Below are 21,561 nucleotides of genomic sequence, written 5' to 3' on the forward strand. Positions count from 1 at the left end.
ACTTATACTGAAGCATCCTTTTTCGAGTATTTTATCAATAACTCTTTTAGTTTTGAAACCTCTAATGGTTTTGCTAAAAAATCGTCTATTCCTGCAAGTTTTGCATTCGCTATATCTACTTCAAAAGCACTTGCTGAAACAGCTATAATAGGCGTGTTATGCTCTGAATACTTCTCAGTTTCTTTTATAGCTTTGGTTGCTTCATATCCATCCATGTCGGGCATATAAATATCCATAAAAATCATGTCGAAATCTAAAATCTTATATAATTCAACAGCCTCTAAACCGTTTTTTACAAATGTACAATCGGCACCTTGCTGTTCTAATAAAAATTTTATTACTTTTTGATTCATCCTATTATCCTCAGCAACTAAAACATTAAATTTTTCTAACAAAATGGGTTCTTGAATTTCTTCTTCTTTTTTTATTCCCAATGTTTTTTTAAGCTGTAAACTAAAATAAAAGGTAGTGCCTTCGTTTTCTTTACTTTCTAATTTCAACTCTCCACCCATTAATTTCACAAGTTGATGTGAAATAGCAAGACCTATTCCACCTCCTCTATAATCCCTTCCTTGCGAAATGCTAAATGTTTTTGAATCGGTAAAAATTTGTTTTACTTCTTCAGCGCGCAACCCAATGCCCGTATCTTTTACATAAAACGTTACAATTTGGCCATCCTCTATACTAACAGTTTGGTCTACAATTATTGAAATTTTTCCTGAGTTTGTAAACTTAATGGCATTATTAATCAAATTAATTAGCACTTGTTGTATGCGCAAAGAATCTCCCAAAAGAGAAAACTTACGTTTCTCGTCTATTAAAAATTTATAATCAAACTGTAAGCCTTTTTCCCAAGCTTGATATTCAAACACTTTAAAAAGATGTGATAAATCAGACTTTAAATCAAGTGCCAGTAAGTTGAGTTTCACATTGCCTTTATCAACATCTTCATTATCTGTAACCATGTTTACAAGCTGTAACAAATGCTTTGAAGAGTATTCAGCAATTTCAACTTGAGCCTTTTGATCTGCATCCAAATGTGTTTCTTTCAGCATATTAAGCATGCCCAACACCGTACTAAGGGGTGTTCGTATTTCATAACTCATATTTGCTATATAAACAGATTTAAAATCAGCAAGTTTATTGGCTTCGTCAAGGCTAAATTGCAATTCGCTAATCCTACTGCTTAAGTTGGTAATTCTAACATCATTTCTTAATTGATTCTTAAAAAAGTATTGCAATACAAAAATTTGAGCAATTGCAAATCCAAATAAAACTAAAACTAAAATATTATTACTTATTTTCTGTTCGAGAAAAAAGTATGCCAACAACAAAACAACAACTATAGAAACAAAAATAATTATAGATAATATTTTCTTTATTTTAATAGATTTTAGAAACTGTAGAGAAAACCTCATTTACTTAGCACACATTTTTAACAAACTTATTATTATTATATCAATTAACAAAAGTAATATAGGCATTTAACCCCAATATATTATTTTGTTTTTTTTAACTTTATAACTTAAAAAAACATGCTTTTTATAAACGACCCTAATCTCAATTATAAATGCGAATAGAATACGATATAAAATTAGGCTTTAAAGATGTTATGATTCGGCCAAAACGTTCTACACTTAAAAGTAGGGCTGAAGTTAGCTTAGAACGTGATTTTAAGTTTTTACACAGTCCTTTTTCTTGGACAGGAATTCCCATTATGGCAGCCAATATGGATACCGTTGGTACTTTTGAAATGGCAAAAGCTCTTTCAGAAAAAAAATTATTTACCGCCATACATAAACATTATTCTATTACCGATTGGAATGTGTTCTCATCAAATTTACCACAAGGCATAGAAAATTATATAGCTGTAAGTACTGGCATAAGCAAGCAAGATTCAGAAAAATTAGCTTCAATTTTTAAATTTAATCCGACTTTAAAATTTATTTGTATTGATGTTGCCAATGGATATTCAGAACATTTTGCCAACTTTGTAAAGCAAACCAGAAACAAATACCCAGATAAAGTTATTATTGCTGGCAATGTTGTTACGGGCGAAATGGTTGAAGAATTATTACTCTCTGGCGCCGATATTGTTAAAGTTGGTATTGGTCCAGGCTCGGTTTGTACCACACGTATTAAAACGGGCGTTGGCTACCCACAACTTTCGGCAATAATAGAATGTGCCGATGCAGCTCATGGTTTGGGCGGACAGATAATTAGCGATGGTGGTTGCTCCATACCAGGTGATATTGCCAAAGCTTTTGGTGCAGGTGCCGATTTTGTTATGTTAGGAGGCATGCTTTCTGGACATACCGAAAGTGGTGGTGAAATTATTGAAAAACAAGGCAAGCCTTATAGAAAATTTTATGGTATGAGTTCGTCAACAGCCATGGAAAAACATATAGGTGGTGTTGCAGAATATAGAGCCAGTGAAGGTAAAACGGTTGAAGTGCCTTTTAAAGGTGATGTTGAAAACACCTTGCAAGATATTTTAGGTGGACTAAGAAGCACATGCACTTATGTAGGTGCGAAACGCTTAAAAGAACTCACCAAACGTACCACATTTATTAGAGTTAACGAACAGGAAAATAGAGTTTATACAGACTAATTCAATATTTATAAGATTGCTTTATTTTCAATTAGATTAAAATAACTCCTTTAATAATAAAGTGGTAACTTATAAACCATAAAAAACAATAACCACCAATACATGAAACAAATTATAACATTCGGAGAAGTTTTGATGCGCTTATCCCCTGAAGGAAACAAGAAATTTATACAAGCTAATTTATTGGAATTTTATTTTGGTGGAACCGAAGTAAATGTTGGGATTTCCATTGCCAATTTTGGCGAAAAAGTAAAACATATTAGTTGTGTTTCTAATGATTTTGTTGGTGATACAGCCATTTCATACATACAAAAATTTGGAGTAAGTACATCGGCAATAGTACGTTCAAATAAACCTTTGGGCGTGTATTTTTTAGAAGTTGGAGCCGTAATGCGACCTAGTTCTATTTCATATAATCGCTCACACTCGTCTTTTTCTGATATTATACCTGAAATGGTAGATTGGGAAAATATTTTAAGAAAAGCTAAATGGATTCATTGGACTGGTATTACTCCTGCCTTAAGCAAAGGAGCTTATGATACACTTAAAACAGGACTTTTAATGGCTAAACAAAAAGGTATAGCCGTTAGTGCCGACCCAACCTATCGTAAAGGCATGTGGAAATATGGGGAAAATGCCAAAGATGTATTATCAGATTTACTTTCTTATTCTACTATTTTTATTGGTGGTATTAACGAAATAAATGAAGTTTTAGATACCAATTATGAGTTTTCTAACAACGATTTTATTGAGGCCAGTAAAGCTTTAATGAAAAAATTCCCATCTATTGAGAAGGTTTTTGATAAAATAAGAACCCCTATAAATGCATCTTGGCATAAAATTAGGGCCAGAATGTGGAATGGTAAAGAGTTTAGAGAAACAAGCGATTTTGACATCACACACATTATAGACCGTATAGGAACAGGTGATGCTTTTGCCGCTGGATTAATTTATGGGCTCCAAAAATTTGATGATTATAAATCTATGGAGTTTGCCAGTGCCGCTTGTGCCTTAAAACACACCTACGAAGGTGATGTTAATTATGCAAACGTAGCTGAAGTTATGGGCATTCTAGACGGTAATATATCTGGTAGATTTAACAGGTAGTACTAATTATTTTTAATCTTTTAATAAAATCGAAATATCTATTTAAGTTTTATTAAGCCAATTAATATTATCTACTTAAATTAATTGGATTTTATCTTAAAAAACACACAACAAAATTATTGAAACACCAATTTAAATTTAAAAAAATAAGCATTTTATATTCTTTTGCATTTTTTATCAGTTCGCTTATTTATCAAGTAAAAATCACTTAAATTGTATTTCATTTTACAAAAATAAATATGGCTTTAAAAATTGTTATTTCACACAAAACATTATATAAATATGATCGTTCGGTATCATTATCTCCCCATATTTTCAGGTTACGTCCTGCGCCACACAGTAGAACCCCAATAGAAGCATACTCGTTAAAAATAAAGCCAGAAAATCAGTTTTTTAACTGGCAACAGGATCCTTTTGGCAACTATTTGGCACGTGTTATTTTTCCTGAGAAAACAAAGGAACTGTCTATTGAAGTTGAAATTATTGCCGATTTAAAAACCATAAATCCATTTGATTTTTTTGTTGAAGAGTATGCGGAAGAAATTCCTTTTAAATATGATGCCATAACAAAAAAAGAGCTTCTTCCCTATTTGGAAATCACTGAAAGTGGAGAACTTTTAAAAAATTTCATAAAAACAATAGATATAACACCTAGAAAAACCATCTATTTTTTAATTGATATCAATAGGAAAATATATGAATATCTAAAATATAACATTCGTTTAGACCCAGGTGTACAAAAATGTGAAGAAACCTTAAAAATAAAAAGCGGTTCTTGTCGTGATTATGCTTGGTTATTTGTACAAGCTTTACGCCATTTAGGTTTTGGCGCTCGCTTTGTGTCGGGCTATTTAGTACAATTAAAATCGGATGAGAAATCACTGGACGGGCCATCAGGACCTGAAGAAGATTTTACAGATTTACACGCTTGGGCAGAAGTATATCTTCCCGGTGCTGGCTGGATAGGTTTTGATGCCACCTCTGGTTTATTGGCTGGTGAAGGACATATTCCATTAGCATGTACACCTTCTTTCGAAAGCGCTGCACCCGTATCTGGAATGAGCGATGTTTGTGAAACAGAATTCTTCTTTGAAAATTCAGTAAAACGTATTTTTGAATCGCCCCGAGTAACCAAACCATATACCGAAGAACAATGGGATGCTATAAATGCATTAGGTTTTGAGGTGGAGAAAGATTTAATAAAAGGAGATGTAAGACTCACAATGGGTGGTGAACCAACTTTTATTTCTATAGATGATATGGAAGGAGAAGAATGGAACACTGAAGCCGATGGAGACCACAAACGAGACCTTGCCAGAAACCTTTCAGCAAGATTATATGATGAGTTTAGCGAAAATGGTATTATTCACCAAGCACAAGGAAAATGGTATCCGGGTGAGCCTTTACCACGTTGGAATATTGAGTTATGCTGGCGAAAAGATGGTAAAGCCATGTGGAGAAACAAAAATAAGGACTTATTTTGTTTGTTTTCCAAAAACACAAAATTACCAGCAGATGCTGATAAATTGTTTTTAGAAACATTAACAACGTTTTTAGGCATCACAGATAAAACTATTAAACCTGTTTACGAAGACAGCTTCTACTTTCTTTGGGAAGAGGGCAAATTACCAATAGATATTGACCCGACTCAAGAAGACGGTAATATGCTGGTTAAAAACAAACTTAAAGAAATTTTAAAAAATGGTACTACAAAACCTGTTGGCTATGTGGTCCCTATCAACAATTATAAAAATAAATGGTTTACCTGTAATTGGACTTTTAGGCGTAAACACATATTTTTAATTCCTGGTAATTCACCAGTAGGGTTGAGATTGCCTCTTGATTCACTTCTAAGAGAACCAAAGCAACAAGATTTTCCAATTTATCAACCTGATCAATTTTCAAAACAAGAAGAATTACCACAATATTTCTATTCTGTTTTAGTAAGACGTGAAAAGTTTCTAAAAAACAAATCAGAGAAGTATAATGAAGATTTTTTCATAAGAACAGCATTATGTGCTGAAGTTAGAGATGAAAAACTTCATTTATTTTTACCTCCTACAGATTCAGCCGAAGTATTTTTAAACCTTATAGCTTCCATCGAAGCCACATCAAGTTTACTAAATATCCCAATAATTCTAGAAGGTTATAGCGCCCCAAAAGATAATCGTTTAGAATCTTTGAAAATAACGCCCGACCCAGGTGTTATTGAAATTAATGTGCATCCATCTAAAAACTGGTCAGAGCTTACAAACACCACATTCAAATTATATGATCATGCTAAACACGCACGTTTAGGCACCGAAAAATTCATGCTCGATGGCAAACACACAGGAACTGGCGGTGGTAACCACGTTACTTTAGGTGGTACAACTCCCGCCGATAGTCCGTTACTACGCAAACCAAGTTTATTGCGCAGCTTGTTGACTTTTTGGCAGCATCACCCAGGTCTTTCTTATTTATTTTCAGGCGCTTTTATTGGTGCTACCAGTCAAGCTCCAAGAATAGATGAAGCTAGAATGGAAAATTTATATGAACTGGAAATTGCTTTCAGCCAAATACCTAAAAATGGAGACGTGCCTTTTTGGTTAACAGACAGGTTATTTCGCCATTTATTAACCGACTTAACAGGAAATACACACCGAGCAGAATTCTGCATTGACAAATTATATTCACCCGATTCATCCTCTGGTCGATTAGGAATTTTAGAGTTACGTGCTTTTGATATGCCACCGCATCCACGAATGAGTTTAATGCAAAATTTATTGGTTAGAACCTTGGTGGCTTGGTTCTGGGAAACACCTTACGAGCACAATTTAGTACGTTGGGGCACCGAATTGCATGATAAATTCTTAACCGAACATTATGTAAGAGAAGATATTAAAGATATTGTTGACCAACTTAACAAAGCTGGATACCCCTTTAAGGAAGATTGGTTCAATCCGTTTTTCGAGTTTAGATTTCCACTTCATGGTATGGTAGAAATAAACAATATTCATTTAGAATTGCGTGCTGCCATTGAACCTTGGAACGTATTAGGAGAGGAAATGACTGGTGGCGGCACTGCCAGATATGTTGATTCTTCTGTAGAGCGTGTTCAAGTTAAAGTATCGCATTTTACTGAAGGACGCTACGTACTTACTTGCAATGGTATTAAAGTTCACTTAAATAGTACGGGGGTTAAAGGTGAATATGTAGCTAGTATTCGCTACAAAGCATGGAATCCACATTCGTCATTACACCCTACTATTGATGTTGATACGCCTTTGGTTTTCGATATTATTGATACTTGGAACAAACATTCTATTGGTGGTTGCACCTATTTTGTGAACCACCCAGGAGGACGTTCATATGAAACCTTTCCTGTGAATAGTTATGAAGCAGAATCCAGACGTATCAATCGTTTTTGGGAACAAGGCCATACGCAAGGTGATATTACTGAGGTTGAAACAATTGCCCAAAACGAGACCAATTCGGACAGAGCATTTAAAAAATCTGAAGCTTCCAAAAAATTTAATTATAAAGAATTACCCGTTAATTTCGAATTTCCTTATACCTTAGACCTCAGAAAAAAATAACCGATTGATGCCGATTGACAATAACACGCTTTTTAAAAATTATTTTTCCGATTTTAAGAATTATGACGAAGTTCTAAAATCTAACATGACCATAAATCCCAATTGGGAAAAATTACTAAGTAACCTTACCCGAATGGGCATCGACACCCTAATCTCAAAACAAAATGAGATGGATTGGTTAATGGATGAAAACGGTGTAACCTACAATGTTTATAACGACCCCAAAGGGATGCATCGTGCTTGGGAGTTAAACATAGTTCCCTTTCTTATTCATCAAAAAGAATGGGAAACTGTTGAAAAAGGCATTAAGCAACGTTCAGAATTATTAAACCTTATATTAAAAGATATTTACGGTAAGCGCGAACTCATAAAAAATGGCATCATCCCGCCTGAAGTTATTTATGCACATCGAGGTTTTTTAAGACAATGCGACCAAATTCAATATAAAACAGCAAAACATTTATTAATACATTCTGCCGATTTAGCTCGTGGACCTGATGGACGCATGTGGGTGGTGAATGATAGAACCCAAGCACCTTCGGGTATGGGGTATGCGTTAGAAAACAGGTATTCAACAAGTAGAATATTACCCGATATTTTTAAAGACATCCATGTGAAACAACCATCACATTTCTTTTTCGACTTTAATCAAATGCTTTTAGATGCTGCTCCTCAAAATAAAGACAACCCAAATATTGTTATTCTTACGCCCGGTCCTTTAAACGAAACATATTTTGAGCATGCTTATATGTCATCGTTCTTAGGCTATCCTTTGGTAACAGGAAACGATTTAGTGGTTAGAAGTGGAAAAGTTTGGATGAAATCTTTAAAAGAGCTTAAACAGGTCGATGTTATTTTAAGGCGTGTAGATGATGTGTTTATGGATCCTTTAGAGCTTCGTGAAGATTCTTATTTAGGTGTTGCCGGTTTACTAGACGTAGTAAGGCAGCAGCAAGTAACTATTGTAAATCCCATAGGTAGTGGCGTTTTAGAAAATTCTGGGTTAATTCCGTTTATGAACGCCATTTGTAAATACTTTTTTAAAGAAGAATTAATCTTACCACAAATAGCTTCGTGGTGGTGTGGACAAGAAAAAGAACGCACTTATGTTTTAAACAACCTAACCAATTTGGTTGTAAAACGTATTGATAGGTCTAACCGAGAAAGTATCTTTTTCTGTGAATTCTTAAAACCAAGTCAACTAGAAAACTTAAAAAAGGAAATTCTTTCAAATCCTTATAGTTTTGTTGCCCAAGAAAAAATATCGTTTTCAACAGCCCCCGATTTTGTAAAAGATAAGCTGGAACCTCGTAAAGTGATGTGTCGAACATTTTCTATTGCGAAAAAAGATGGCTATTCGGTAATGCCTGGTGGATTGGTACGTGTAGCTGCAGAACGCGAAAACTTATTTGTATCAAACCAACGTGGTGGTGTGAGCAAAGATTTTTGGATTGTTACCGACGAGCCACAAACCAATATTCAAAATTATTCATGGGATAGTACTTGTAGAATCTCTATTTCTGGCATCAACGATTTACCAAGTAATACCGCCGAAAACTTATATTGGTCTGGAAGGTATTTAGGCAGAGCCTTAGTTACTGCCCGTTTTTTACGTACTGTGCTCAACAAAATGAGTAACGAGCAGTATAATAAACATAAAACCCAGTCTGAAAGCTTGCTTTGTTTATTTCAATCGGTCACAAATATTACCTCTACATTCCCTGGTTTTATTGGTGAAGAAGGTGAAGAGGCTTTAAAAGACCCTTTAAAAGAAATTCTGTCTTTAATGACTGATAAAGATAGAATGGGAAGCTTTGCGCAAACCCTTTCCAGTTTTAATAATTCGTACTACTCGCTAAGAAATTTATGGTCTAAAGATATGTGGCGGGTTTTTGATGGCATTCAAAAAATTTGGACGAGGTTTGAAGATGAAGATGATAAAACTTCTACCGCTGTACTTATAAAAGTGCTCGATAGAATTATAACAAGGCTCATTGCATTTATGGGACTTATTGAAGAAAGCATTTTAGTTGACCAAGGATTACTTTTATATTTTATTGGATTGCAAACCGAACAAGCCACAATGAATATTGAAAAATGTCGCTCGCTTTTAGTTATAAATTATAAAGAACAGCCACAATACGAAATTTTAGAAGCTTTATTAACAAGTCACGAAAGTTTAAATATTTACCGATACAGTTACCGCTCTTATTTAAGTATTGAAAATGTTATAAATCTAATTTTATTAGATAAGGAGTACCCAAAATCATTAACCTATCAACTTAGAAGAATTCAGAAAGATATTGATAGATTACCTCATTCTGAAGTTACCGGAAAAGCAACCGACTGCCAAAAATTTATTTCAGAAGCCAATTTTAAAATTAGAAGCTTACAAATTGAATCATTATTAAAACAAGATTCTAATGGCATTTTAAGGCAAAATTTAGATGATACACTTTCAGAATTAAGCGATCTATTGCACGAAACTGCTTTAGCAATTTCTAACACTTATTTTAATCATGCTTACCAACAAAAACAATTGGTCAATCAAAATTTTCCTTTTTAACTATGAAATTCCAATTATCGCATACCACTAGTTATAATTACGAAAGTGGCGTTACCTTTTGCCATAATATTGCAACCATAAAGCCTAAAACCATGTTAGGGCAAACTCTAGAGGAATACACCCTTGAAATTAGCCCCACACCTTCTGAAATTTCAGAACGTATCGATTTTTTTGGTAACACCGTTACGCGTTTCTCCATTCAAAAACACCATACTGAATTAAAAGTCAATGCCATAAGTAAAGTAATCCGAGATTATACACTACAACCAAATATTGAAAATTCAATTTCTGGCAAAACAATAACTTTATCACAAGCAATACATACATTAAAAGCAAATAGTCCCGATAACATTGAGGCTAAGCAATATATATTAGAATCTATTTTTATCACCAGAATTTCAGCAGATATTAAAACCTATGCAGAACAGTCTTTCAAACCCAACCGACCTGTTTTTGAAGCTGCATATGAGTTGATGCAACGTATTTATACTGAATTTAAATTTGATGCTGGTTTTAGCACCATTGCAACACCAATACATGAGGTAATGAAAGAGAAAAAAGGGGTTTGTCAAGATTTTGCACAAATTGCTATTGCCTGTGTACGTTCTATGGGGTTGCCTGCAAGATACGTGAGCGGTTATATTGAAACTCTGCCTCCTCCTGGAAAAGAAAAATTGGTTGGTACCGATGCATCGCATGCGTGGTTTTCTGTTTACATCCCTACGTTTGGATGGGTAGATTTTGACCCGACAAACAATCAAATTCCAAAAAACCAACATATTACAGTGTCTTGGGGACGCGATTATTACGATGTACCACCACTAAAAGGTGTAATTTATAGCACAGGTAAAAATAAGATGAAAGTAGCTGTTGATATAAGGCCTGCAGTTTAGGAAAATTGTTTTTTATATATTAAATACTTATACTTATCGGTAGCGGGTTTTCAATTTTCAAACTCCACGTAATTTGAATAAAACGTCTCCTTCATATAAAACGATGTGTTTATCACATATATAAAGAATTTTTGCTTCAGTAAAGCTTTCAAATTCCATAGAAATATTTTCATTCTCTAAAACACAAATTATTTGACCTCGCTTTACAACATCTCCAACCTTACAAAGCCATTCTATAACTTCAAAATTATCTTGATTCCTAACGTTAGGCATGTTCACAGTTTGAATTTTCCCAGCTTCAAGTTTAAAGCTAATTTCTGTTTCTTTTGAATTATCATTTGTTAATTGTGAACGCAAATCGCTTTTTAAATTTACAACAGTTCTCTTTCCTACTAAATCTGGAGGAAACAAATTAGGAAACAGAAATTGGAGGATTTTTTTCATTTTGAATTTTAGTTGAAAAAGTATAATGAAATTTTTAGATTCAATTTCTTGCAATAAATTATAATGAAATTTTAATAGGGAAACTATAGTTTACTTTAACAAATTGATTATTTATCATTGCCGGCTTTATTTGAGGCATTTTATTTAAAACTTTAATGATGATATTTTTAACCTTGCCAGTATAATCATTACTTTCTAAAATAATGATATCCTGAATTTCACCTAGCTCGTTGATTGTAAATTTTGTTACCACTATAATAGGTCTATTCTCTTTAAGCCCATCAGGAATTTGCATTCTCTTTCTTAATATTTCAAAAAAATAATCACCAAAACATTTTTCTTTATCGCTATTATTATCTAATCCCGCACATTTCTTAGTAAAAGTTGGAACAATATCAACTTCAGAAAACGAATAATTATAAACTGTTTTCTTTGGCTTTATAAAATCTCCAAAGTTCCTGCCTTGAAGGGTGTCTCTTTCGTAATCTCCATAAAGTCCAAGTTTCTTTTGAGCAAAAGAAATAGCAAACAAATTTGAAATAAGTATAATTAGAATAAAACTTTTTAAATTCATAAAAAACAAACAACAAAGTGAAATTTAATCTTTAAAACTACCTCTGTCCACCGCGATCTTCTAGCTAGTGGGGTTAAAGATTAGTTTTTAATTTTCTCAGGAGAAATTCCAGCAGTAATTTATCTTGAGCTTGACGAAAGGCAGGAGTTTAACCCAACCACCCGTCTCTATCTAAGCTTCTGTATTGAATCGCTTCACCAATATGTGAACCATTAACAGTTTCAACACCTTCTAAATCTGCAATAGTTCTTGATACTTTAATTACCCATTCGGACATATAGTTCATTATTATTTTTCAACTTTACTGCAATCACCAAATTTAAAATGAAGGCATTAATTCTTATCTAGTTTTTTTTAAAATCTTATTTATTTCATCTATAACATTTTTCATTTGGTCATGAACTACACCCCAAGTCTCCTTTGTATCAGATTGATAGCGGTAAACTTCATTAATACTATAATTTTTTGACATGCTCAAATTAGAATATGTTCCAGTAATATAAAAATATAAAAATTTTACATCCTTGACTGTGCTAGTTATAGGCTTCATAGCTAAAGAAGTGCTAGAAAATTTATCGTCTTTATCAAATAATGATGGTTCTTCTAAAACGTATTTACCGGAATTAAATATAATCAATACAAATGTTTTAATATTGAAATTTGTAGAACCGGCATCGTCACTCCGAAAATGAAGCCTAAAGTGAGACGGTGGATTTCCCTCTAGATAAATTCCTTTACCTGCCATTTGTACTCGCAGTATAGGGTCTTTTTCAGAGGGAAGAATATTGGTTGTTGAATTAATAGTTTTTAAATTTTCTATACTTTTATTTAATGTATCTATGTTTCGACCTTGCCTATTAAATTCTTTAGAAACATCATCAAAATTTTTATCACTATCTTTTATCTCTTTAATATTGTTATTTAAACTTTCTTTAAATTTATCATCCTTTGAATCCTTATCACTTGACACTTTCATTTGGCGAAGTGTAAATAGCAAAGCAAATATGCCTCCAAGTATTGCATACAAAACTGATAATTTATCCATTTTTTTAAACATGTAATAAAATTAATATTTTTAATCTACCCCAACCACCCTTCTCTATCCAAACTTCTATATTGAATCGCTTCACTAATGTGTGAGCCATTTACTTCTTCAACACCTTCTAAATCGGCAATGGTTCTGGAAACTTTTAAAATTCTATCATAAGCTCGTGCCGATAAATTCAAACGTTCCATTGCGGTTTTTAATAATTGCTTTGAAGCGTCGTCTAAAACACAATATTTTCTAATTTGTTTTGTGTTCATTTGTGCGTTGTAATGTACCGCATCACTTTCTTTAAAGCGTTCGGTTTGTATTTCTCTGGCTCGTGTTACTCGTTTTCTTATGTCAACGGACGTCTCTCCTTTTCTATCTTCCGATAGTTTTTCAAAAGGTACGGGCGTCACTTCTATATGAATATCTATTCTATCTAACAAAGGCCCAGAAATTTTACTTAAATAACGCTGCATTTCCGCAGGACTTGAGGTTACAGGCGCATTAGGGTCGTTAAAATAACCACCCGGACTTGGGTTCATACTTGCCACCAACATAAACGAAGATGGATAGGTGACCGTAAACTTTGCACGCGAAATAGTCACTTCCCTATCTTCCAAAGGTTGTCGCAATACTTCTAAAACACCACGCTTAAATTCGGGCAACTCATCTAAAAACAATACGCCGTTATGTGATAAAGAAATTTCTCCAGGTTGCGGAAACGCACCTCCTCCGACTAATGCGACATCTGAAATAGTGTGATGCGGACTACGAAACGGACGTTGTGCCATCAAACCTGAATCTTTTACACGACCAACTACCGAATGGATTTTCGTGGTTTCCAGCGCTTCATGAAGTGTCATGGGTGGTAAAATACTTGGTAAACGTTTGGCTAACATGGTTTTTCCTGCACCCGGTGGTCCAATTAAAATAATATTGTGTCCGCCTGCTGCCGCAATTTCCATACAACGTTTAATACCTTCCTGCCCTTTTACAATGGAAAAACAAAGAAATATAATTATTAATACACTTATTTACAATGACTTATAATTTAAACAATGTATCACAATTAGTGTATTTCATTTATTTGTTGTACAATTGTTGTACGATTTAACAATTGGATTACTTTCAAAATGAGCATTAAAATAATATACCGACCAGTTAAAAAAAATGATAAACAAGGTTTTTTAAAGATACGAATTATTGAGAATCGTAAAACTAAAATAAAAAGTTTAGGTATTAAAATTAGTGGTCGTAATTGGTTAGAAGATAAACAACGGGTTTCTAAAAATGAAGATAACGCAGATGCAATTAACGAAAAGATTGAGCAAACCCTAAAGGAGTTAAGCAAGTACGACACACCACAGCAAGCCATACAAACCAACAATAAAACCATTATTAGTTTTTACAATTCTGTTATAGAGAACACCGTAAACTCTGGAACTAGAGCAAAATATAAAGATGTTAAAAATAGATTTAGTGGTTATTTAAACAATGTTGGCTTAGATGATTTAAAATTTCATCAATTGAATACTGACCACGTACAAGGTTTTTATAGTTATATGCGTAATACTGGGTGCGCTCAAAATACCGCAAACTATAATATGAAAAGTTTTAAAGCTATGATTAACAAAGGTATCAAAAGCGGTATTGTAAATTATTATCATAATCCTTTTGCATTACTTAAGCTAAAATTCACAGACACTAAGCATAAAACATTAACCAAAGATGAAGTTAGTAGATTGTTAAATACAGATTTTAAAGATAACAGAATACAACGGTATAATAGTTTAAATGTTGACCTCAACGAAATTGCAAGTATATTTTTATTTCAATTGTTCGGTCAAGGTATGCGTGTTAGCGATGTTCAACTTTTGAAATGGTCTAATTTTGAAGTTACTAACGGTGTTATACTAATTGATTACAGACAATATAAGAGTAAGAAAAAAGTTACTCTTAAACTAACTCAAATATCGTGTAAACTACTCTTAAAACGCTTAAAACAGTACGATAAAACTATTGTTGAACGTGTTACCGATTTGGAGTTTCACAACGAACGTTATAACGATGAAATTGCTAAAGCAAAAAAGTTACTAGCGGAAACCGATAGCAAAAAAGAGATTAATAAAATCACACAATTACTGGATAGTGATAACGGGAATAAAAAAGAAGCCACTCGTTTAGGTTGGGAATTAGGACAAAAGGAAATTATAAGAATGTTCGAGGGTAAACTAAATGAAGTTAAAACTAAAATACATAATGAATTTGCAACGCTCATAAATAGTTTATCCAAAGGCGACCACGCTAACGACTTCGTGTTTCATTTTTTCACAAATGATGAACTATTTAAAAATTATAAAGATGGCGAGGAACTGACCGACAAACAATATTCTCGTTTACAAGGTACACGCAGTTACTACAATGGATTATTAAAAGAAATTAAAAAGCAAGCCGAGATTAAAATAAATTTAAGTAGCCACGTTGCACGACATACCTATACGCAGTTAATTTTAAATAGTGATGCGGATGTAGTCGCAGTAAGTAAGGCGTTAGGACATTCTAATTTAGCCACAACTCAAACATACATATCACAGCTACCAAATGCAAGATTATTGAATATAAACGATGACCTTTCAAATAGTTTTACCAACTAATAAACCAAATTAAAATATTCGTTTAGCACCGCAAAAACCACAACCACCAATATTAGAACAAAAACAACACGCCTTGCCAATGGTGTGGAAATCCACCAATAACGAGCATCGTATTTATATTTATTTTCGTTGGGGTCTAGCATTTATTATGTGGGCTAATTTTGTGGCTAATTTACGACTTTTTACGTTAATCGGGTGCGTTATGCCATATATGTTATAAAGTTGCTTAAATTGGTTTACAGTTAGTTTTAGTATCATAGTTTTCTCTTTCAAATAAATATTAAAAAAAATTATAAAAATTTTCTGAACGGGTCTAACTTTTTCAATGGGTACTAACTTTTATATAGTAAACGTAAGAAAAGTTACCGATAACTTTTAAATCTGCGACCAATTGTAAAACCTACCACCCACGGAGGGGGTATATTATCGATTTAACCATAGGAAAAGGAAATACTAAACTAAACGAGTATGGTTATAACCGTACACATACCAATAAAATAGTGCATTTTATTCACAAATAATACGATAAAACAAATAATAATTTACAAATAAGTACTTTTTAATAAATTATTCGTAAAAATCATTTTACCTATTGACTTTTTTTGAGAATTGCACATATTTAATCATATAACATTTTATTAAAAACTCAAATTTATGATTTATTTACCTAGAGAAAACGCCACGTATGGCTTAAATACGGATTACCAAAAACTAACCTTACAGGAGCGAAAAGATGCTTTTTTGTTGTTATTGTTTTTGAACACCTATAATGACACGAAACAAGCATTTAGGACAATAAAAAACGTATGGCTAAATACTATACAACCGTTAGAGGGAAACGTTGGGAGTAAGGAATACAGCGTTATAACTTCGAGCCGTTCGCAAACGTTGAAACGACTTAAAACCATTTATAACGATTACGTTATTAAAGTGGAATAACAGATATTAAATGCCTTGAAATGGTGGCAAATAAAAAGGATAGCCAAAGCGCAAACTTCTAAAACTATCCTTTTACCATTTTATTATAACTGCACCTAGTTAGCCATTTGTTAGAGCAAATGAGCGTGCAGACCGAGAAAACCACTCTATATTAAATATATGAAAATTCTGTAAAAAGTCAATGTATTTAAAAATGGTTTTCCGAATACATTTAACCGATAAATGTATAATGATGATGTTGAAACAATTAAATTTCAAAACAAATATGTAAATGGTCGAGCATTAGACGTTATGACCGATTTCACACACAATAGTTACATAATAAAAGGTAGTACTGGAATTGGTGGCACAAGTGCCTTACTAGATTATAAAGGTGGCAACGTTTTAATAATTAGTCCGAATACTGGAATGATAACAGGCAAACGAAAAGGTTTATACAAAAGCCATAAACAAGTTTTTATATATGCGGATTCGCAAAAAGAAAACTCGTTAAATTCGTGGCGTAATGTTAGCAATTATTTGGGGTTAACACCAGTTAATTTGCAGAATTTAATAATTAACTGCACACCTAACCAAATAGTTAAACTACGTAACACCGATACGGAACTATATAACCAACTGGTTAAGATTCCTATTTTTATTGACGAATACCACGCATATACAACAACGTCCGATTTTCGCAATGAAATGGGGGAATTTCTGGAGCTGGTATATAACGAATGGCACGCACCGTTTAAATTATCAACAGCAACACCGAACTATGATAATTTAGATGTGTTTACCAACGATGCTAAATATTACAACTTAGTCCGAGCCGACCAACCAAAAAAGCAACTGCAAATTAGTTATAACGCTAAAGACGTACACGAATTTATCCAAACCGAAAACGCTAAAGGTCGCACGGTAGTTTTATTTACAAATGATAAAAATTACCACGTCAGCAATAAATTTAAAAACGTTAAAAACTTAGTTGGTAAAAATCTAGCGATAAAAATTGCACCGTATGACCGCACCAATAATATTAACGATGCCGAGTTAACGGATTGTGATTTACTTGTATGCTCTAGTGCATATTTTGCTGGATTCGACATTAAAAAAGATGTTAGTATTTGCATAGTATCTAACCAATGTACAGATGCGTATAAAATTGGTGTTAATGATATTATACAGGCATACGGGCGTTGCCGTAATACTGTGTTAAATGCGTTGTTTGTGAACGTTACAGCAAAGTATGATGTTACCACGAAAAAACAAACGTGTTACCCAACCTCAACGGCTGAAATAACTAACGCAATTACCAAATATAATAACGATTTAAGTTACTACAATACGGTGGCGCATGGCGCAACCTATTACACGCAAATTGCGGACTACGAACAAATAACACCACAGTTACACGTTAACAGGGCGTTGTTACTGCAACCAGTTTTTAACAAAGTGATAAATTACCAATTGTATAACAAAAATGTGCTATTGGAATGTTTAAACGATGCTGATTTTATCGTTACCGATTATGTTAGTAGTAACGTAGAACTGGAAAAATACAGCAATGCGACACCGTTTAAGGAACGTTTAACCAATTTGTTGAAACTAAATGTTAACGTATTGCTCAACAGCTATAAAACCGCTAAATACAATTTAAAAACCAAAGATAACGGTAGTTTTAGTACTGGTTTAGCGTTTGAGTACCTAACCGCATATCTGTTAAAATCTACGAATGCGGAACTAGTGGATAAACTAAATAATAAACGTGTTTACGCTAACGAGTTTTATAAAAGTATGGATTTGTTTATACGTGCAAATGTTGATACACGTTACTATTTTAATCAATTAACAGATGTGGTTAACGACCGAGCAAAGCGTTTATATTTTAACGATGTGGTTAGCAAATTGTTAAACGATACCTATTTAACAAATGACTGGCAATTTTTGTATATGTGCCACAGGATAAATGCAAGCATTTTACCCGAAAATAGCGAGCGTGAAATTAATTTATACGAATATTTCCACAACGTGAATTTTTACAAACCGCTAGTAAGTGATAAAAACCAACGCAATAGAACTGTTAAAAATTTAATTGTAAAGGAATTACGAACTGTTAATGTAATCCTGACCGACGACGAAACCGACTGGTTAAACGAGATTAGTAAAACGGTATTTAAGGAACTCGATGCCACAGGCGATTATATTAACCACAATACACGTAAAGCTATTAAACAAAAAATGATTAACGTTTTAGTTTTCCTATTAACTAACGGTAAAATTGGTAAAAGGACGGAAAATAAAAACCGTGAGTACAACCCGTTAACACAAACACCAAAGGCGTTACGTGAAATAATACCAATTAAAATGATAGGTATCGATTTAACTAGCGCAAATCCGCAAATTGTCGATAATATGTTAAATACTAAGGTAGGTTTACAAGTGTACCCGAATTTGATGCTTAACCGTGGGATTACTAGAAATAAAGCTAAAAAATTGTTTAATAGTCAGTTAAATAACCATTATGCAACGGTTTCAAATGCTAAAAAAGTTTATTTGGATGCTGGTTTCTGTAACGCTAACGCCACTAAATTAGCACGTATGACGGCAAGTGTAGAAAAAGGTAGTTTTTACGAGGTTATGACAGCTAACGAAAAAATACTAATGGAAAACTACCAAAACATATTACCGTTTAAAACGTTCCGTTTCCACGATGCTATAATTATGCCGTTAGAATTAGTTGATAAACACAATATAATATTACCAACGGTGGTAAAAGATTATGTGTACCACGTGGAATTATTTAACGATAGTACCGAGTACCAAGGTTTAACAACGGATGCACCGCATAACGGTATTGGATTTGTAACCAATTACATTGATTTGGCTAGTTAGTTCGTGGCGGACAATATGATACGTACCGCCATCAAATTTTAAGCTAAAACGCTTAAAACCCTTATAAATACTGGAAAAGTGTATAAATAAAGTGGGGCGTGCTAAGAAGTAGGTACTATAAGAACAACCGCTAAGCACGTGCCACTTTTTAATGGGTACAATTATTTGATTAATTTAGTTAGAGTTTCAATAAGTTGGATTAATCCCGATATGCTAGTACTAGGTTTAAGTGCTAAAATAAAAACAGCACCCACAAAACTAAATTGCCACCACGTCCATTTAGGTAACGGTATCTTAATATATTTTCTTTTTTTCATAATAAATTATCTTTAAAACACTCCTAAGAGTTTGAGTTCTGTTAAACCGCCTTATGTATATATCAGAATTTAACAGTTTGGCTCTCACACCTTACAAAATCAAGTGTTTTACAATGTACCTAAAAAGGGTGTTTACGAAAAGGACAATGAAAAACCTATAACAAACCTACAATACCATAAATAAAATCTATTACTTTTTTTGTTGCTTTATAATCATTTTAGAGTGGAAAAACATATTTTACCTAAATTTTACATTACTACAACGAACATTCTAGTAATGTAAAATATTTTATTATCTTTGTTTCAGCTAAAAATTAGATTATGAAATACGTTACTTATTGCAGAGTTTCCACGAAAAAACAAAGTTTGGGTTTAGATGCTCAACAAACCATTATTAACAGATACCTAAAATCTAGTGATGAGGTTGTAAGTGAGTTTGTGGAAAAAGAAACTGGTACTAATAAAAAGGTACGCATACAATTAACCAAAGCAATTGAAGTATGTAAACAAACGGGTGCAACGTTACTAATTGCAAAACTAGACCGTTTAACACGTAATCTAAATTTTATCACTAAATTAATGGATAGCGGTATTGAGTTTAAGGCATTAGATATGCCACACGCAAATAAGTTAACCATTCATATTTTTAGTGCGCTGGCTGAACACGAAGCCGATTTGATTAGTACACGTACCAAACAAGCGTTAGCCGAGTTAAAGAAAAAAGGTGTTAAGTTGGGTAAACCGCAAAATTTTAGTGATGCTGGACGTTTAAAAGGCGTTGCCACAAATAAAGCAAAAGCCAAAGCAAACCCGAATAACACCAAAGCCAAAGCATTTATAAATGTATTATTGAAGCAAGGCTATAAGTTTAGCCAAATTGCAAGCCAACTAAACGAACACGGATTTAAAACAAGCCGTGGTAAACAGTTCCAAGCCGTACAAGTCCAACGATTAGCAAGTTGAAACACTACCCTATATAGTAACCCTACATTAAATAACCGTATTTGGTGTATATGAGAGCATACAGGGGATGGGGGTCTAAAATGTGCGTTGTGGCTATGGTTTTGAAAGGATTTTTATAAAATCTAAAATTATTAAATAAGGTTTATTGTTTTTTTTTATTGAGTTTTGAAGTTGGTAATTATGTATATAGTATAGTATATTGTAAATGTTTATAAAAAAGATTTATACTTTTAGTGTTATAATGTGGATATTGAAAATTGTCTATATCCAATTGTTAGCAACAATTAAAACCAAACTATGAAGAACATTACTTTACTCTTGTTTTTTACTATAACATTAGCGTCTTGCCAAGAGAATAAAAAGAAAGCTGGCGTAACTGACGATTTTGAAAAATCATACAAAGAACAAAAAGACGCTGATTTATTACCTGAACATACCGAACATTTTGATTCGATAACAAATTTATACTCTAACTATAAATACAAAGTATCATTCGATGCACCAAATCATTGGTCTTCAGATGCAGGAGTATCTGAACATACAATTTTTCGGACTTTTCAACCAGATTCAGCTATTACTTTTGCAATTAATGTTATTGAATTAAAAGTGGCTGAAAATGAAAAAACACCTGATATTTGGGAAATGTATCAAATCCAAAAAGAAAAAATGGATTATACATATAAAGTTTTAATACCAAAACAATTTAATTCAAAAGCAGAGGATTTTAAAGCAAGTAAAACGTATTTAAAAAACAAAACTACGCTGAAAAGAGAGTTTAAATATTTAGTACGTGAATTAGATTTAGAATATTATAACACGTCAATAGTTTATCAAACTTTGATTGGTAATCTATCATATACATTTAGTCTCGATGTTCCAACTATGTTTTATGATGAAAATCCGAATTTTTATGACAATCTTATACGAAATGTTACATTTCTATATGGTAAAGACGATGTGAATAAATATTTGAACAAAAAAGGAAATTAAAATGGACAATTGTCT

General features: G+C 33.0%; 16 protein-coding genes and 2 pseudogenes. 10 read left to right on the top strand and 8 right to left on the bottom strand.

All coding sequences use genetic code 11. The annotated features are described in order from the left end of the window. Positions 1-2: 2 nt before the first annotated feature. Positions 3-1,418, bottom strand: coding sequence for an ATP-binding protein (locus VP395_RS10830; protein WP_346242027.1), 1,416 nt, complete (start codon positions 1,416-1,418; stop codon positions 3-5). Positions 1,419-1,570: 152 nt separating this feature from the next. On the opposite strand from VP395_RS10830, the gene VP395_RS10835 reads away from it, so the two are divergent. The 5 genes from VP395_RS10835 to VP395_RS10855 all read left to right on the top strand — a co-directional run bounded on the left by VP395_RS10835 (position 1,571) and on the right by VP395_RS10855 (position 10,755). After that, entirely contained in the window at positions 1,571-2,611 is a 1,041-nt protein-coding gene (locus VP395_RS10835) for a GMP reductase (protein ID WP_346242028.1), read from the top strand. Between the two features lie 102 nt (positions 2,612-2,713). Next, positions 2,714-3,718: a sugar kinase gene (locus VP395_RS10840; RefSeq protein WP_346242029.1), complete on the top strand. Its 1,005-nt coding sequence runs from the start codon at positions 2,714-2,716 to the stop codon at positions 3,716-3,718. A gap of 239 nt (positions 3,719-3,957) precedes the next feature. Next, positions 3,958-7,296, top strand: a complete 3,339-nt coding sequence (locus VP395_RS10845; RefSeq protein WP_346242030.1) for a transglutaminase family protein — start codon at positions 3,958-3,960, stop codon at positions 7,294-7,296. Positions 7,297-7,303: 7 nt separating this feature from the next. After that, positions 7,304-9,862: a circularly permuted type 2 ATP-grasp protein gene (locus tag VP395_RS10850; RefSeq protein ID WP_346242031.1), complete on the top strand. Its 2,559-nt coding sequence runs from the start codon at positions 7,304-7,306 to the stop codon at positions 9,860-9,862. 2 nt (positions 9,863-9,864) lie between these two features. Then, the gene (locus VP395_RS10855; protein ID WP_346242032.1) at positions 9,865-10,755 is read left to right on the top strand and encodes a transglutaminase family protein; all 891 of its coding nucleotides are present in this window, start codon (positions 9,865-9,867) and stop codon (positions 10,753-10,755) included. 57 nt (positions 10,756-10,812) lie between these two features. On the opposite strand, the gene VP395_RS10860 is transcribed toward VP395_RS10855, so the two are convergent. The 5 genes and pseudogenes from VP395_RS10860 to VP395_RS10880 form a co-directional block, all read right to left on the bottom strand. Continuing rightward, positions 10,813-11,199, bottom strand: coding sequence for a biotin/lipoyl-containing protein (locus VP395_RS10860; RefSeq protein ID WP_346242033.1), 387 nt, complete (start codon positions 11,197-11,199; stop codon positions 10,813-10,815). A gap of 58 nt (positions 11,200-11,257) precedes the next feature. Continuing rightward, on the bottom strand, positions 11,258-11,773 hold the full coding sequence (locus VP395_RS10865) for a hypothetical protein (protein ID WP_346242034.1): 516 nt from the start codon (positions 11,771-11,773) through the stop codon (positions 11,258-11,260). A 148-nt stretch (positions 11,774-11,921) separates the two neighbouring features. Further along, a pseudogene (locus VP395_RS10870) lies at positions 11,922-12,038 on the bottom strand (magnesium chelatase subunit ChlI family protein); the annotation flags it as partial. Positions 12,039-12,113: 75 nt separating this feature from the next. Beyond that, positions 12,114-12,818: a hypothetical protein gene (locus VP395_RS10875; protein ID WP_346242035.1), complete on the bottom strand. Its 705-nt coding sequence runs from the start codon at positions 12,816-12,818 to the stop codon at positions 12,114-12,116. A gap of 35 nt (positions 12,819-12,853) precedes the next feature. After that, positions 12,854-13,810: pseudogene (locus VP395_RS10880) on the bottom strand (YifB family Mg chelatase-like AAA ATPase); the annotation flags it as partial. A gap of 129 nt (positions 13,811-13,939) precedes the next feature. Here VP395_RS10880 and VP395_RS10885 point away from each other — a divergent pair. Beyond that, the gene (locus VP395_RS10885; RefSeq protein WP_346242036.1) at positions 13,940-15,460 is read left to right on the top strand and encodes a tyrosine-type recombinase/integrase; all 1,521 of its coding nucleotides are present in this window, start codon (positions 13,940-13,942) and stop codon (positions 15,458-15,460) included. Here VP395_RS10885 and VP395_RS10890 read toward each other — a convergent pair. After that, positions 15,457-15,603, bottom strand: a complete 147-nt coding sequence (locus VP395_RS10890) for a hypothetical protein (RefSeq protein WP_346242037.1) — start codon at positions 15,601-15,603, stop codon at positions 15,457-15,459. The genes VP395_RS10885 and VP395_RS10890 overlap by 4 nt on opposite strands. Positions 15,604-16,114: 511 nt before the next feature. Between VP395_RS10890 and VP395_RS10895 the strand changes: the two genes are divergently transcribed. Next, positions 16,115-16,399: a hypothetical protein gene (locus VP395_RS10895; RefSeq protein ID WP_346242038.1), complete on the top strand. Its 285-nt coding sequence runs from the start codon at positions 16,115-16,117 to the stop codon at positions 16,397-16,399. A 222-nt stretch (positions 16,400-16,621) separates the two neighbouring features. Beyond that, positions 16,622-19,276, top strand: a complete 2,655-nt coding sequence (locus VP395_RS10900) for a hypothetical protein (protein WP_346242039.1) — start codon at positions 16,622-16,624, stop codon at positions 19,274-19,276. Positions 19,277-19,437: 161 nt separating this feature from the next. Here VP395_RS10900 and VP395_RS10905 read toward each other — a convergent pair whose 3' ends face one another. Next, on the bottom strand, positions 19,438-19,593 hold the full coding sequence (locus VP395_RS10905; protein WP_346242040.1) for a hypothetical protein: 156 nt from the start codon (positions 19,591-19,593) through the stop codon (positions 19,438-19,440). A 321-nt stretch (positions 19,594-19,914) separates the two neighbouring features. Between VP395_RS10905 and VP395_RS10910 the strand changes: the two genes are divergently transcribed. Together VP395_RS10910 and VP395_RS10915 are read left to right on the top strand one after the other, a co-directional pair. Beyond that, the gene (locus VP395_RS10910) at positions 19,915-20,556 is read left to right on the top strand and encodes a recombinase family protein (protein WP_346242041.1); all 642 of its coding nucleotides are present in this window, start codon (positions 19,915-19,917) and stop codon (positions 20,554-20,556) included. Between the two features lie 297 nt (positions 20,557-20,853). Beyond that, positions 20,854-21,546, top strand: coding sequence for a hypothetical protein (locus VP395_RS10915; protein WP_346242042.1), 693 nt, complete (start codon positions 20,854-20,856; stop codon positions 21,544-21,546). Positions 21,547-21,561: the final 15 nt, after the last annotated feature.

The organism is Mariniflexile soesokkakense (assembly GCF_039650365.1).
Classification (GTDB): domain Bacteria; phylum Bacteroidota; class Bacteroidia; order Flavobacteriales; family Flavobacteriaceae; genus Mariniflexile; species Mariniflexile soesokkakense.